Annotated in this window: 13 protein-coding genes; 8 read left to right on the forward strand and 5 right to left on the reverse strand. The window is 40.7% G+C overall.

All coding sequences use genetic code 11. The features are described from left to right. Window positions 1-86: 86 nt before the first annotated feature. Together MTF70_RS15255 and MTF70_RS15260 are read right to left on the reverse strand one after the other, a co-directional pair. Window positions 87-491 carry a DUF296 domain-containing protein gene (locus tag MTF70_RS15255; RefSeq protein WP_205460985.1) on the reverse strand — a complete coding sequence of 135 codons (405 nt, stop codon included), beginning with the start codon at window positions 489-491 and terminating at the stop codon, window positions 87-89. Window position 492: 1 nt separating this feature from the next. Next, a complete protein-coding gene (locus tag MTF70_RS15260) occupies window positions 493-1,068 on the reverse strand; it encodes a TetR/AcrR family transcriptional regulator (protein ID WP_005387553.1) in 576 nt (191 codons plus the stop codon). Between the two features lie 284 nt (window positions 1,069-1,352). On the opposite strand from MTF70_RS15260, the gene MTF70_RS15265 reads away from it, so the two are divergent. The 4 genes from MTF70_RS15265 to MTF70_RS15280 all read left to right on the forward strand — a co-directional run bounded on the left by MTF70_RS15265 (window position 1,353) and on the right by MTF70_RS15280 (window position 4,149). Further along, entirely contained in the window at window positions 1,353-1,967 is a 615-nt protein-coding gene (locus MTF70_RS15265) for a glutathione S-transferase (RefSeq protein WP_005375905.1), read from the forward strand. A 220-nt stretch (window positions 1,968-2,187) separates the two neighbouring features. After that, on the forward strand, window positions 2,188-2,448 hold the full coding sequence (locus tag MTF70_RS15270; protein ID WP_005375908.1) for a hypothetical protein: 261 nt from the start codon (window positions 2,188-2,190) through the stop codon (window positions 2,446-2,448). A gap of 29 nt (window positions 2,449-2,477) precedes the next feature. Beyond that, window positions 2,478-3,707 (forward strand): SpoIIE family protein phosphatase, encoded by a 1,230-nt coding sequence (locus tag MTF70_RS15275; RefSeq protein ID WP_042521015.1) that lies wholly within the window; start codon window positions 2,478-2,480, stop codon window positions 3,705-3,707. Then, window positions 3,688-4,149 (forward strand): ATP-binding protein, encoded by a 462-nt coding sequence (locus tag MTF70_RS15280; protein ID WP_205460986.1) that lies wholly within the window; start codon window positions 3,688-3,690, stop codon window positions 4,147-4,149. Before MTF70_RS15275 ends, MTF70_RS15280 begins: the two co-directional genes overlap by 20 nt. A 70-nt stretch (window positions 4,150-4,219) precedes the next feature. On the opposite strand, the gene MTF70_RS15285 is transcribed toward MTF70_RS15280, so the two are convergent. The 3 genes from MTF70_RS15285 to MTF70_RS15295 form a co-directional block, all read right to left on the reverse strand. Beyond that, window positions 4,220-4,411, reverse strand: coding sequence for a hypothetical protein (locus MTF70_RS15285; protein ID WP_025767706.1), 192 nt, complete (start codon window positions 4,409-4,411; stop codon window positions 4,220-4,222). A 34-nt stretch (window positions 4,412-4,445) separates the two neighbouring features. After that, a complete protein-coding gene (locus MTF70_RS15290) occupies window positions 4,446-4,781 on the reverse strand; it encodes an Hpt domain-containing protein (protein ID WP_031781126.1) in 336 nt (111 codons plus the stop codon). Window positions 4,782-5,227: 446 nt separating this feature from the next. Beyond that, window positions 5,228-7,378 (reverse strand): serine/threonine-protein kinase, encoded by a 2,151-nt coding sequence (locus MTF70_RS15295; protein WP_042521013.1) that lies wholly within the window; start codon window positions 7,376-7,378, stop codon window positions 5,228-5,230. A 312-nt stretch (window positions 7,379-7,690) separates the two neighbouring features. On the opposite strand from MTF70_RS15295, the gene tagH reads away from it, so the two are divergent. Genes tagH through tssL form a run of 4 tightly spaced genes read left to right on the forward strand, consistent with a single transcriptional unit; the run spans window position 7,691 to window position 12,002 of the window. Next, window positions 7,691-8,884 carry a type VI secretion system-associated FHA domain protein TagH gene (gene tagH / locus MTF70_RS15300; RefSeq protein WP_205460987.1) on the forward strand — a complete coding sequence of 398 codons (1,194 nt, stop codon included), beginning with the start codon at window positions 7,691-7,693 and terminating at the stop codon, window positions 8,882-8,884. Between the two features lie 11 nt (window positions 8,885-8,895). Continuing rightward, complete coding sequence (gene tssJ / locus MTF70_RS15305; RefSeq protein WP_017820223.1) at window positions 8,896-9,351, forward strand: type VI secretion system lipoprotein TssJ; 456 nt, start codon at window positions 8,896-8,898, stop codon at window positions 9,349-9,351. A 21-nt stretch (window positions 9,352-9,372) separates the two neighbouring features. Beyond that, on the forward strand, window positions 9,373-10,698 hold the full coding sequence (gene tssK, locus MTF70_RS15310; protein WP_205460988.1) for a type VI secretion system baseplate subunit TssK: 1,326 nt from the start codon (window positions 9,373-9,375) through the stop codon (window positions 10,696-10,698). Window positions 10,699-10,709: 11 nt separating this feature from the next. Next, entirely contained in the window at window positions 10,710-12,002 is a 1,293-nt protein-coding gene (tssL, locus tag MTF70_RS15315; protein WP_205460989.1) for a type VI secretion system protein TssL, long form, read from the forward strand. Window positions 12,003-12,018: the final 16 nt, after the last annotated feature.

Raw genomic sequence — 12,018 nt, forward strand, 5'->3', positions numbered from 1 at the left:
GCTTGCTCGATATGAGTGAATGCTTAGCGTAAGAGATAAGCGAGTAAAGCTCCAGAGACCACACTGTAAGGCTCTGGAGCTTTTAATTATTTGGAAGGATTCACTTGTAGTTCGGTATAGCCAGTCGAGTCGTCCATCGCTCTAGTGAACTCAAGTTCTGAGTAAGAGTGGATGATCAATTCTGCGGTAGTATCAATCACTGTGTCTTCCAGCAAATGCCCACCCCAAACTCGTCCTTCACAATCAGACACCGAGATATGAACGTGTTGATGTTCAGCCGTTAGGGTTCCCATCACAGAGACGATTTCAAATGGCTCTTGTTTGGTTAACGTACTCTCTGCTCCTGCCAAACGAAGGTTGAGGTGAGAGACACAGCCAACGCATGAAGCAATCGAGCCTGTTTTGATACCATGCTGCTCGACCAATTTCGCTAGGCTCAGCTTTAAGTCCATGCCTTTGGTAAGACGTACTGCTATCACTTCAATCGACATGTCACTTCCTAATCAAAACCAGCAAGCAGGAAAGCGCCGTATCCAAGTCGGCATAACGTTTGGCTTTGCCAAGTACGCGCATGCCTTGCATGTTGTTGAGAACAAAACGAGCAAGCTCTTCTGGTTTCAGCGTTTTCGGCACTAAGGTTTCTTTTTGTGCATTGGTCAGCGCATCCGCAATGATGTCGATAAGATGGTCAAACAAAAAATGCCCTTTGCGCAGTACATCATCGTCTTCACCAGCGTGCTCAATCAACGCATTTTGAATAAAACACCCACAGCTGCGTTTGCGTTGCAGCTCAGCAAAAGATTTAAGGAACGATTCCAACTCAGGTAAAGACGCGTCGTCTTTTTCCAAATCATTGAGTGACGGTAGCGAGACCTTTTTTAAGTAAGTATCGAGCGCTTCGTAGTAGAGCTGCTGCTTGTCACCATAGGTGTTGTAAAGACTGAAGCGGTTGATGTTCAACTCGTCGGTGAGATCCGAGATAGACGTGTTCGCAAAGCCCTTGCGCCAAAACACATCCATAGCCACGAGAAGCTTTTCATCTCGGTCGAAGTTGGCTTTTCTTGCCATAAATTACCTGCCTGGGTCTGCTTATCGGGTAATTAAATTGCTTTGGAGGGATGGTACAGAGAACCTCTAGCGTTCGAACTGAACCAATATGATGAATACCCATCTATTCTTGGGTATCAGCCTCCAAATTCATGTGAACTCACAAACTGCATCAAAAATCTCGCTCAGCAAACAGACCCACAACTGTTTGAAAATTTTTGATAGTGAAGTTCTTGACTGATCGTTTATAAACTGGCTACAGTATATCCTAACCAATCGGTTAGAAAAAGATAAAAGGATGTGAAATGAAGCTCTATGAAACCGCAATGACTCCAAGTTGTAAGCGAGTTAGCATTTTTCTAAAGGAAATCGGTGGCGAGGTTGAGCGAATTGCGCTGAACGTTCGTGAGGGCGATAACCTATCTGAACCGTTTAAATCGAAAAGCGTGAACGGTAAAGTGCCTCTGCTCGAACTGGATGATGGTACGACGATCTGTGAAAGTGTGGCGATTTGTCGCTACCTAGATGAAGCGTTTGAAAATGATCTGGCGCTGTTTGGTGCTAACCAGCTCGAACGTGCTCAGGTGGAAATGTGGCATCGTGTGGTGGAGTTCCAAGGACTAAATGCGGCATTTCAGGCGTTTCGAAACATGACCGGAGTTTATGGAGACAGAGAACGTTGTGTTGAAGCATGGGGCGAAGAATCAAAACAACGCGTCTACGAATTTCTGCCTGTCTTAGACAAGCGTCTTGAACATAATGATTTTATCGCCGTAGACCATTTTACTATCGTCGATATAACAGGCTTTATTTTGATCAGTTTCGCAATTAAAGGCCTAGAAATTGATGTGCTATCGACGTCGCCAAACATTGCTCGATGGTATAACCAAATTTTAGCTAGACCTGCATTTCAGAGTTAATGTATTGCAGCGAGTGGATGATAGCTCGCTGCTACCACCTTACCGATTCTTAACTCAGCAGGATATTCAAATTTTTTCAGATTTTTCTTATTTTTTCTCCTATCGCCTATAATTGGAAAAACAACCTCAATTTGCTTCGTTGCGTTTTAGAGCCTTGAGCTCTTGGTCCGTAGACGCTCTCTTTCATCATGGAAAGTCTAATAATAGACAAGGAGAGGTCATGAATATTCAAGTGAAAACTATCAATAATATTCTAATAGCCCTGTTAATGGTTTCGGTTTTTGGTCTATTCGCACTGTACCTCAATTACACACAGCAGAATGAACAGATTGAAAGGCTGCAAAGTCAGTTAATCGAAAAAGAGCATCAGATACTAATTTCTAATGAAGCGTTGTCTTACACTCGATATCAACACCAATTATTAGCCGAAGACTACAGCCGTTTTAGAAATGAGCAGTCAGTGACTAGTGTTTTGCGTTAGCCAGTATAGCAACCACTTTAAGGAGGCAGATGAAACCCATTCTTTTGGTCGATGACAGTAAAACAGTACTGCTTTACATCAGCAGTGCATTGGAAAAGCAAGGCTATGAAGTGCTTGCTGTTGAAGACGGACGAGCGGCGCTCGAAGTGCTAACCCACCGCCCTGATATTCAGTTTGTGCTGAGTGATTTAATGATGCCTGGAATTAATGGTATTGAATTGTGTCGCCAATTAAAATCTAAAGTTAGCGAACGTTACATTTTTTTTGTTCTACTGTCTTCTAGAAATGACCAAAGTTCGATCGTGAAAGGCATTGATGCTGGCGCAGATGATTTCGTAGATAAGAAGACGTCTGTAGAGGAACTTCAGGCCAGAATCCGTTCGGGGTTTCGTACTTTAGAACTGCACAACAAACTCGTTGAGAGAAATAAAGAGCTAGATGCGGCCTATCAAACAATTCACCAAGACCTGCAGTCTGCGAGTCAACTGATGGAGCAACTACTCCCTGCTGAATCAACTATCCAAAATATACAGTTTAGTTATGTCTACAGACCATGCTCCCAGATTGGTGGTGATATGTTGGGGTATTTGGAGCTCGATGAACAACATGTTGCGTTTTATGTATGTGATGTTTCTGGTCATGGTATTTCTTCAGCTTTGATGGCTTTTTCTATTCAACAGACACTATCTCAAAGTCAGGGGCCTGATTCGATCACGATGGAGTTGAGAGATGACTGCTATTGCGTAAGTGAGCCAGCATCTGTGATTGAACGGCTAAATCGGCGTTATCAGCAAACTAGAAACAGTCAACTTTACTTTACTATGGCTTACGCCATTCTTAACACAAAATCAGGGCGACTTAGCTATTGCACGGCTGGCCACCCCAGGATCTTAGTTTGGCGAGCGAGTACGAACACGATGGAACAGATAGGTGACGATAACTTTATCGTTGGTGCAATGCAGCCGATAGAATATAGCGGTAACCAAATTAGTCTAGATGAGGGCGATGCATTGTGGCTTTATTCGGATGGTTTGATTGAAGCGAGGCAGGGTGAGGAGATGTTTTCACTACAACGATTGGCATCGAGTATAAAAGCTGTTTGCACGCTGCCAGTTGAAGATCAAGTGGGAGACGTCTTTAAAAAAGTACAATCTTGGCACAACGAAGATGAGTTTGATGATGATGCCAGCCTTTTACAGGTAAAATGGCATGGTGAGAGGCTCGATTTTAAGGAAAAGAATGTCAAAGAGCGAATTTAAACGAACTTACGGGAGCTCCCTTACTCACTCACGAAGTGCGAGCAAAGACGTTGTTCGGTTTTTGATGGGTCATCAAATCCCCTTAAATGCAATTCAATCATTGGAGCTTTGTGTCGTTGAACTCATGAATAACGCTTATATTCATTCTTACAGTGAAATAGAAGGCCTACCAATTGAAGTGGAGTGTAGGGTTGGGGATGACCAAGTATCCGGTTTCGTGGAACTGAGACTCTCTGATTGCGGAGCGCCGATCAATGAAAAGACGTTCATCCAACATAAAAATAAACAGATTGAGGCACCTAACTTAATGGATGACGATAGTTGGTCCTCCTCAGGTCGCGGACTGATGTTAGTCGCTCAATTATCTGACCTGTTTACATTGGAAAAAGGTTTCGAAAACAATACGTTTGTTGTAGTGAAAAGGAATAGGGAGAGAAACTAACAACCAAGCAAAGTCGATTTGCTTCACTTGGTCCCTAGCGTTAATCTGACGGTTGCGTTGTATATCATTGTTATTTTGTATTCGTTGTTGGTGCCGGTGATAGTAACGCCTCCAACTCTTCTGGTGTTAGAATATCACTGATGTTTAACATATTACTTTCATCATCTAGCGCCATCTTTGTACGGCTAAGTAAGTACCTTTTTTGAGTTGGTGTTAAGTCTTTGAGAGACTCAATCAACTCCCTGAAATTGCTATTATTCATTGCCATATTTCCCCCAGTTAAGCCTTGAATTTCTTTATTGCATATTCTTCAAGTAAGTGAAGATTTGTTGATTAATTGCAGCTAGCTCTTTAGTAACTATAGCTATATCTGAGCTATCTGGCGCTGTATCGTTTCTGGTTTTTTCTTCTATTCTTTGAAACGCAATGACCGCGGTGTCTTCTCCGAAACTCTCTAGAATGCCCTTTAAACTATGAGCTAATAGATAGAGTTCTGACCAACATTTGCTTGCATATAGCTCATCTATACGCTCTATATCATTCGTGTGATCTTCAAGGTATGTAGAAAAAACAGTGACGATCAGATCTACGTCGTTATCCATGTATGTATTGAGAACATCAAAATTAATCATGTATACCCCTATTAAACGTTGAGGTAGAGGAATGTTTCGGATAATGAAGGCTTAGCCGAAGGTATGAATGGCATAACCAGTATTTGAGCAGAAATAGTTTGCTTGTCGCTTGAGATAAACTTACAAAAAGAAAGTCATTGTTAAAGATATTTTGACTTATATCCAAACGGCAATGGTCGAAATGTAGGGATGAAAAAACTTCAACTCGCGTGTTTTTAACACAAGTAGCAAAGGGGATGTTTCCAAGTAAAACGCCGAGTCGGTAAGTGTCTTGCAGTCCTAGTTTAAGGCTATCATTACATACGGACGCCAGACGTTCGCCAACTTTGACTATTCCTTCAGTCAAGGCTAACTCTCCTCATTAAGTACAAGTATAAATTAGCAATCTAGTTGCATATTGGCAAGTAATCTACGGCAAAAAAGGGACTCGCGTCCCTTTTGTATTACTAGCCTTGCTTAGAGTCCTGTTCTATTTGCTTCATAAGCTCGTTGGCTTTCTTCATAGCGCGTCTTGCGCTTGAAGTCCTTCGCTTATTAAGCAATATATCGGAGAAGCGTAAGTATTTATCAGCAGTTTTGAATCTTAAATCGTTAACATCCTGAAAACCAATAGGAAAGTTTTTCGAGAACAGATCCACATCCTTCACCAAGTTATCGAGATGAGTTGTCGTCCTTGCCTTTTCTAGGCGAGAATAAAAGTTTTCAAACTCTTCTTGGAACAGGATTCTAGCGGCATCTTCTGGAAACGGTAGAGGGCTGTTGGAATCTAGCGCTGTCTCATATAATTTCATTTCCAGCACTGCATCTTTCATCGCATTACTTATCTGTAAGTTCTCTTGATGCTCTTCTACGTTTGAAAAGAAGGTGTTCCCAACCTTAATAAGAGCAACAAGTGCAGCTGCGTCTTTCTTTTTGAGTGCTTCAGTGAGGTGCTGACCGAAAACATCGCTAGATAACGAACTTGGCGTGAAAGGATAACCTTGATGAATCTGATTTAACTCATCCTTGAGCTCATAGATGGATTTACTGCCGTCTTCTTTACTGTACCGAGACTTTTCAAGTTGACTGTTGATTTGCCTTGCTATCGAAAGTAACGTGGAGTGCTTGCTTGACTGAATATCTAAGGCAAGAACTTCTATTTTATGTGAGTCAGGGTAGTAGGTTTTTGCTTTATCAAGTATGGACTCAATTTCATCATAATTCGGGTAGTTGTTGGCATCAGAATTCAAAACCTGATCAATTTCAGATTCAAACTCGCTGAGAATATAGGTCTTGTGTAAGCGTAATAAGCCAGCCTTAACGACTGGATGTAAGCTTTTTTCACTATCAATCAGTGCCAAACTTTTTTCTGCTGGCGTATCAAGCTGCCACTCTTGTCCGGCAATTTGATCATTTTGCTTGCTAATAACGGTTTCCAAAGTGGCGATGGTTTCTTGTTGCTGCTGATAACCAAATACAATGCCGCTAACTAATAATATACTCGCTGCCGCGCCGCTAGCGATAGGCCAATAGCGCATATTCAATTTGCGTTTCAACTGCTCAGGGGTCAGCTCGTTCGGAATGATGCCAGTTGAAAATACGCTTGAAAATATTGGCCACTTAGATGCGGGCATGTTAGTTGGTTTAGAGACCTTGATCTTCTGTTTGAGAGCTTCATTAACTGGAGTTCTTGCGTAAGGGTGTTTGCAACTCAATAACTCGTAAGCAATACAAAATAGAGCAAACATATCGTCGCTTAAGTTCGGTTCCTTACCGGATAACAGGTTGAGTGATGCATAGTTGGGAGTATAACCAAGCGTTTCAACATTTTCGGATTTACGTTTAGCCGCATATTGATCCTGCTTTAATTGATGAGTTTTAGATACACCAAAATCAAGCAGCTTAACGTTACCCTCAGACGTTAAAATCACATTAGCGGGCTTTAGGTCGGCGTGCACTACACCAAGAGAGTGAGCATATGAGAGTGCATCGAGTACCTGATTTAGGATTGATAAAGTTGCATTAAACTTCAGCCCATGGGGCCTAGAACGCTGTATTAAACTCTCTAATGTTTCTCCGTTAATATACTCCATAACTAAAAAGTATATTTCGCCATCAACACCAAAATCAAAAACCCTAATGATATTAGGGTGGCTTAACCTTTGAGTTTGTTGAGCTTCACGTATTAACATGCGTGCAGTCTCTGGTTGAGAAGCAAACTCTTTCTGTAATATTTTTAACGCAACGTAGGGTGTTTCTGAACCTGAAGATTCAAGAATCTTATCTTTAGCTAAGTAAACATCGCAAAGCCCACCATGCCCAATAACCGACTCAATTTCATACCGATTTTTAACGGTCGTTCCTATTAAGCTTTCGTTAATAACATCTTTGTTATTATTTAATGAGTCATCTTTATTGTTTTTTTTCTTATTAACTAACGGAGTGTTTTCTTTTTGAGACAGTTTTGTATTTGTTTCATTTTTATTTTTAACGGAGGTTTCATTATTAGTGAGTTTGGTTGATTTAATTGCATTGTCTCGTTTTTGAGTCTTTACAATTTTAGTTTTATCTCCGCTTTCTTCGTTATTTATAGAATTGTTTTTATTACTGTCTTCCATCACAAGAACTCCGTATAAATGATGGGGGAATATATACCTTTCTGCTCAATGAAAAGTCATTATGTTAGAATTTCTCGGCCAAACTAACATTCGTTTTTTTATTGATGAAAGTCTAAGTGTCAAAAATTTGAACTTGGTTGGATAATTAAAATTGTTGAACAATACGTGATTGCTTTGATAAAAAAATGATTCATTATTCCGTGCATGATTTTCAATGGCATTATTAAGATTTTTATTAATCTTACTGTTAATAAGAAAGCAGTTAATAATAAAATTAAAAATAATATCTAGCAGGTCTTTGGCGAGGTTTACATGAAGTTGGTTTTAACCATAACAAGTTTTCACAAATTTACTCCAGAGATTGAGAGTGAGTTCGTGTTTGAATCAAGTGATGAACATGCCAAGGTTACATTTGGTAGGTCTGAACAATGTGATTGGACACTACCAGATCCTGAAAGAGTGGTATCCGGAACCCACGGAGAACTGATTAAGTTTGGTGACAAATACTTGATAAAAGACCTCTCAACTAATGGTACTTTTGTAAATAATGCTGTAACTCCTGTGGGTCAAGGAAATGAAATAGCACTAAGCGATGACGATATGGTTAGCTTAGGGGATTATCAAATTTCAGTTTCTATTCAAACAGATACAGATGTATTCAGTCTTGAGACAAGTAAAAGTCTTTCTAGCGCACCCCCTGAAGTAGTCTCAAGTCCATCGGAAGCAGAATTTGTTGACCTAGGCCTTAGTGCTAGTGAACTCTTAAACGAAAGTGTTCCTTCTGACTTTCAGCTAGATATTGGTTTAGTCGATGATTTTATTGATATCCCAAAGCCCGAAAAACAGAGCATCGTATCTGAAACTTTACCGAAGGTTAACCGACAATCAGAACACCTATCGACTCCCAACTTTGATACCAATGGGGGTGAACTTGCGGCTTTTGTTAGAGGGGTGGGTATAGATCCAATGATGATTCCCAGCGATAACCGAGAGGAATGGTTTGAACAACTGGGGGAGTCATTTTCTTTGATGCTAGTTGGTTTAATGGAAACACTGCATAACAGAGCAGTGTTTAAACAAACAAATCGACTTAGTCATACCGCATTTCGTAAGTCAGAAAATAACCCTTTAAAGTTTTCTGCAAACTTAGAAGATGCGATTCATAACTTATATAACCGTCAAACTGCTAGCTTCTTAAAGCCAAATGCAGCCATTAAAGAAGCATTTAATGACATCGAAAGTCATGAGCAAGCCTTAATGAAAGGTGTTGAAGGTACGGTTTCAAGTGTTATGTCACTTGTTGAACCTACTTCTATATACTCAGATGCTTTAGCGAAAGACACGGTTATTAATAAGGTTATTCCAGCTAGAAAATATGCTCAAAGTTGGAAGAGGTTTGAGGATATTCATGAAAAGCTATCCGATGATATTATCAATAAAGAGTCTCCGTTCTATTTAGAAGACTTCGCTAAGCACTATGAATTAGCATTAAAAAACAAAGGCTAGGAATTAGGGTGATGAAAAAGTTTTACCAATATATTTTGTTATTAATTTCAATGGCTTTATTTGGGTGCTCAGCAGCGAACCTAGTTGTTGATCCATACTCAGATTTAGAAATAGCAGCAAGTCATAACATTAATCCTGATTCAAACGGCAGGCCTTCTCCTGTAGTGGTGTATGTATTTGAATTAACGTCAAATACCATTTTCGAAAGCCAGGACTTTTTTTCTATTTATGAAGAAAGTGAAAAAGTCTTAGGACCTGATTTAGTGAATAAATATGAAGTTTCATTAACTCCAGGTCAGAAAGAAACATATCAAGCAAGTATGTCTCCAAAGACAGAATATTTAGGCATTGTCGTAGCGTTTCGAGATATTGAAAACTCAAATTGGCGACAAGTCATTAAAGTGGATAAGACCGGTTACAACACATATCAAGTATTGTTAGAAGATCTGTCTTTGGTCGTTAAATAACGTTTAGTTGGCTAATTATAAATGACGCAATACTCCAAGACGGCTTGGTGCGAAGGAATGTTTTTACGTCCCCAGCACTTCCAACAACAAGAACGCGCAACCTCTCAAGAATTCAAGGGCTTACATCAGTTAGGTGGGGTTTACAATTGGGGAGTTTGGAAATGTCGAGTAAAAAAACACGCGCTAAAAGATGGTCTTATTGAACTAGAGCATCTTGAAGCTGTTTTGCCAGATATGACGTTGGTTAATACGTTAATATCCAACGATTCAGTTTCGCCTCTACTTATTGATAAAAACACTGAAAATACGTTAGTAAAAATAACTCTCCCTCTTTCAAGTGTTACAGGTAAAAACGTTTCGGATGTAAGCGAATCGATCGTCTCTCGTTATGTACTTCAAGATATCGACGTGATAGATAACCTTACAGGACAAGATGAAGAAACCATCCAAGTTGCAGCCCTCAACCTTGAGTTGAAAGCGAGTAATGACAAATTAGCGGGTTATGTGGAGTTACCTATCTTAAGGATCAAAGAGGTAACTCCTGAAGGGGAAGTTATACTAGACGATGAGTACGTTCCTCCGCTTATCAATCTCCTGAGCGATAAAGTCATGTCAGCTTATCTACGTAACGTTATCGCGATGACAAAGATGCGTGCTGACGTTATTGCGCAGCGCTTGATTAAGGGCAAATCTGCATCGGCATCTGCTGTTGATTTCATCATGCTCCAAATGTTGAACCGATATGAGGCGAAGTTAAAGCATTTCAGTGAGTTAGATAGGTTACATCCACTGGAATTAGCGACGACACTTAAAGGTTACATTGGTGAGTTAGCCACTTTTTCTAATAAAACTAAAAGACTCCCAAGTTTGCTTGCGTATGACCACTTAGATGTATCAAGTGTTTATAGCGAGTTGAATCAGATACTCAGTCAGTACCTCAGTGTTGTTCTTGACCAAACTGCGACCAAACTTCCGTTGGAGCCTCGCCAATACGGTATTCAAGTGACGCCGCTTCCAGATAAACGCTTGCTTGAGTCATGCCAATTTGTGCTAGCAATTAAAGCAGATACCACAACAGATGAAATAAGACGCCTGGTCCCAGCGCAACTCAAGTTTGGCCCGGCAGAACAGATTCGCGATCTAATTAATAATCAGATCAACGGTATAAACGTAGTGCCGTTGATTGTCGTCCCGAGACAGATTCCTTACCAAACGGGCTATGTCTATTTCGAAGTTGTCAAGAAAGGGCCATTTTGGATGAGGCTAAAAGATAGTGGCGGTATTGCGCTTCACCTATCAGGGCATTTTCCGAATGCTGAACTTGAGCTTTGGAGTATTAATCAATAGGCGCGCTCTGTATGGAACAAACGATAGTAAAACCAACACCGGGTGGAAGAGCACCCGCATCGAAACCACAATCAGAAAAGTCTGTGGATAATACCGTAGTTATCTCAAAAAGCCCTGAATTGGTGAACAATGATTCAGTGGTCGCTTATGGGAATAACTCTCTACTAGCAGAGGCGAATGGCCTGTTATCTATTATCGGTCAAATTCGGTCGACAGCGACTCATTCCGATCCGTTGTTTCTAAAAGAGACATTGGCACAAAAGCTTAGAGATTATGAGAACCGATTACGTCAGCATGACGTTGATTTGGATACCATTGATACAGCTCGTTATTGTTTATGCTGTTCACTAGATGAAGTTGTCCTTAACACCAATTGGGGTGGGCATTCATTCTGGAGTCACGATTCATTACTCAGCTCCTTCTATGCTAGCAGTCAAGGTGGGGAAGCGTTCTTTAAGCATCTTGATAAGTGCATGGCGAAACCAGATGCGAACTTAGATTTGCTTGAACTAATGTATGTGTGCTTATCTCTCGGGTTTCTGGGTCAATACCGTTTAGAAAAAAATGGACTGGAATCGCACCGTAAATTGAGAAGACAGGTTATTGCTACTCTTAAGTCTTATGGGAGAGGAGTCCCTCAGGAGCTAAGTAATAGTATCGACCAACACATTTTGAATGGCTCAAAGGCTTCTGATAGAGCCCCTCTTTGGGTTGTATGTTCTGTAACGGCGGCATTATTGGTCTGCGTATATATGTATTTTAGCTATGAGCTAAATAAGGCATCCAATCGTACCTTTTCTCAATTAGTCAATTTGATTCAACCGCAACAACTTAACCAAGATGCAACGTCAGAATCAAAATCAGCGCCAATTGCAGAAAAGATTTCAATGTATCTAGCAACTGAGATCGGTAAGGGGCTAATCAATGTTGAGCCGCTGCAAGACAGGGTAAGAATTTCGTTAAAGTCTCAAGATCTATTTGAATCAGGTAGTGCTGATGTTGTCGCTTACATCCAACCCGTTATTTCTAAGCTTGCGAGAACATTGGAGTCGACCCAAGGCAAGATCATTGTTACCGGTCACACCGACGATAGGCCTATTTTCACGAGTAAATATCCCTCGAACTGGCACCTATCATTAGCTCGAGCCACTGCTATGTCTGAACAACTGATCTCGAATAGTGCATTAGAAGGGCGAGTGATACCCGAGGGGTTGGGGGATGCAAGACCATTAGTTGAAAACAGTAGTGATGAAAACCGAGCTATTAACCGCCGGATTGAAATCGACCTTCTTGTCGCGAATTAATAATAGGTAGATAGAG

It is taken from the genome of Vibrio sp. 2CM40D (genome assembly GCF_023161825.1).
Lineage (GTDB): Bacteria > Pseudomonadota > Gammaproteobacteria > Enterobacterales > Vibrionaceae > Vibrio > Vibrio alginolyticus.

Bases quoted from the DNA above. Each gene is read 5' to 3' on its own strand.
- MTF70_RS15255 (WP_205460985.1), bottom strand. From the start codon at position 491: ATGTCGATTGAAGTGATAGCAGTACGTCTTACCAAAGGCATGGACTTA.
- MTF70_RS15260 (WP_005387553.1), bottom strand. From the start codon at position 1,068: ATGGCAAGAAAAGCCAACTTCGACCGAGATGAAAAGCTTCTCGTGGCT.
- MTF70_RS15265 (WP_005375905.1), top strand. From the start codon at position 1,353: ATGAAGCTCTATGAAACCGCAATGACTCCAAGTTGTAAGCGAGTTAGC.
- MTF70_RS15270 (WP_005375908.1), top strand. From the start codon at position 2,188: ATGAATATTCAAGTGAAAACTATCAATAATATTCTAATAGCCCTGTTA.
- MTF70_RS15275 (WP_042521015.1), top strand. From the start codon at position 2,478: ATGAAACCCATTCTTTTGGTCGATGACAGTAAAACAGTACTGCTTTAC.
- MTF70_RS15280 (WP_205460986.1), top strand. From the start codon at position 3,688: ATGTCAAAGAGCGAATTTAAACGAACTTACGGGAGCTCCCTTACTCAC.
- MTF70_RS15285 (WP_025767706.1), bottom strand. From the start codon at position 4,411: ATGAATAATAGCAATTTCAGGGAGTTGATTGAGTCTCTCAAAGACTTA.
- MTF70_RS15290 (WP_031781126.1), bottom strand. From the start codon at position 4,781: ATGATTAATTTTGATGTTCTCAATACATACATGGATAACGACGTAGAT.
- MTF70_RS15295 (WP_042521013.1), bottom strand. From the start codon at position 7,378: ATGGAAGACAGTAATAAAAACAATTCTATAAATAACGAAGAAAGCGGA.
- tagH (WP_205460987.1), top strand. From the start codon at position 7,691: ATGAAGTTGGTTTTAACCATAACAAGTTTTCACAAATTTACTCCAGAG.
- tssJ (WP_017820223.1), top strand. From the start codon at position 8,896: ATGAAAAAGTTTTACCAATATATTTTGTTATTAATTTCAATGGCTTTA.
- tssK (WP_205460988.1), top strand. From the start codon at position 9,373: ATGACGCAATACTCCAAGACGGCTTGGTGCGAAGGAATGTTTTTACGT.
- tssL (WP_205460989.1), top strand. From the start codon at position 10,710: ATGGAACAAACGATAGTAAAACCAACACCGGGTGGAAGAGCACCCGCA.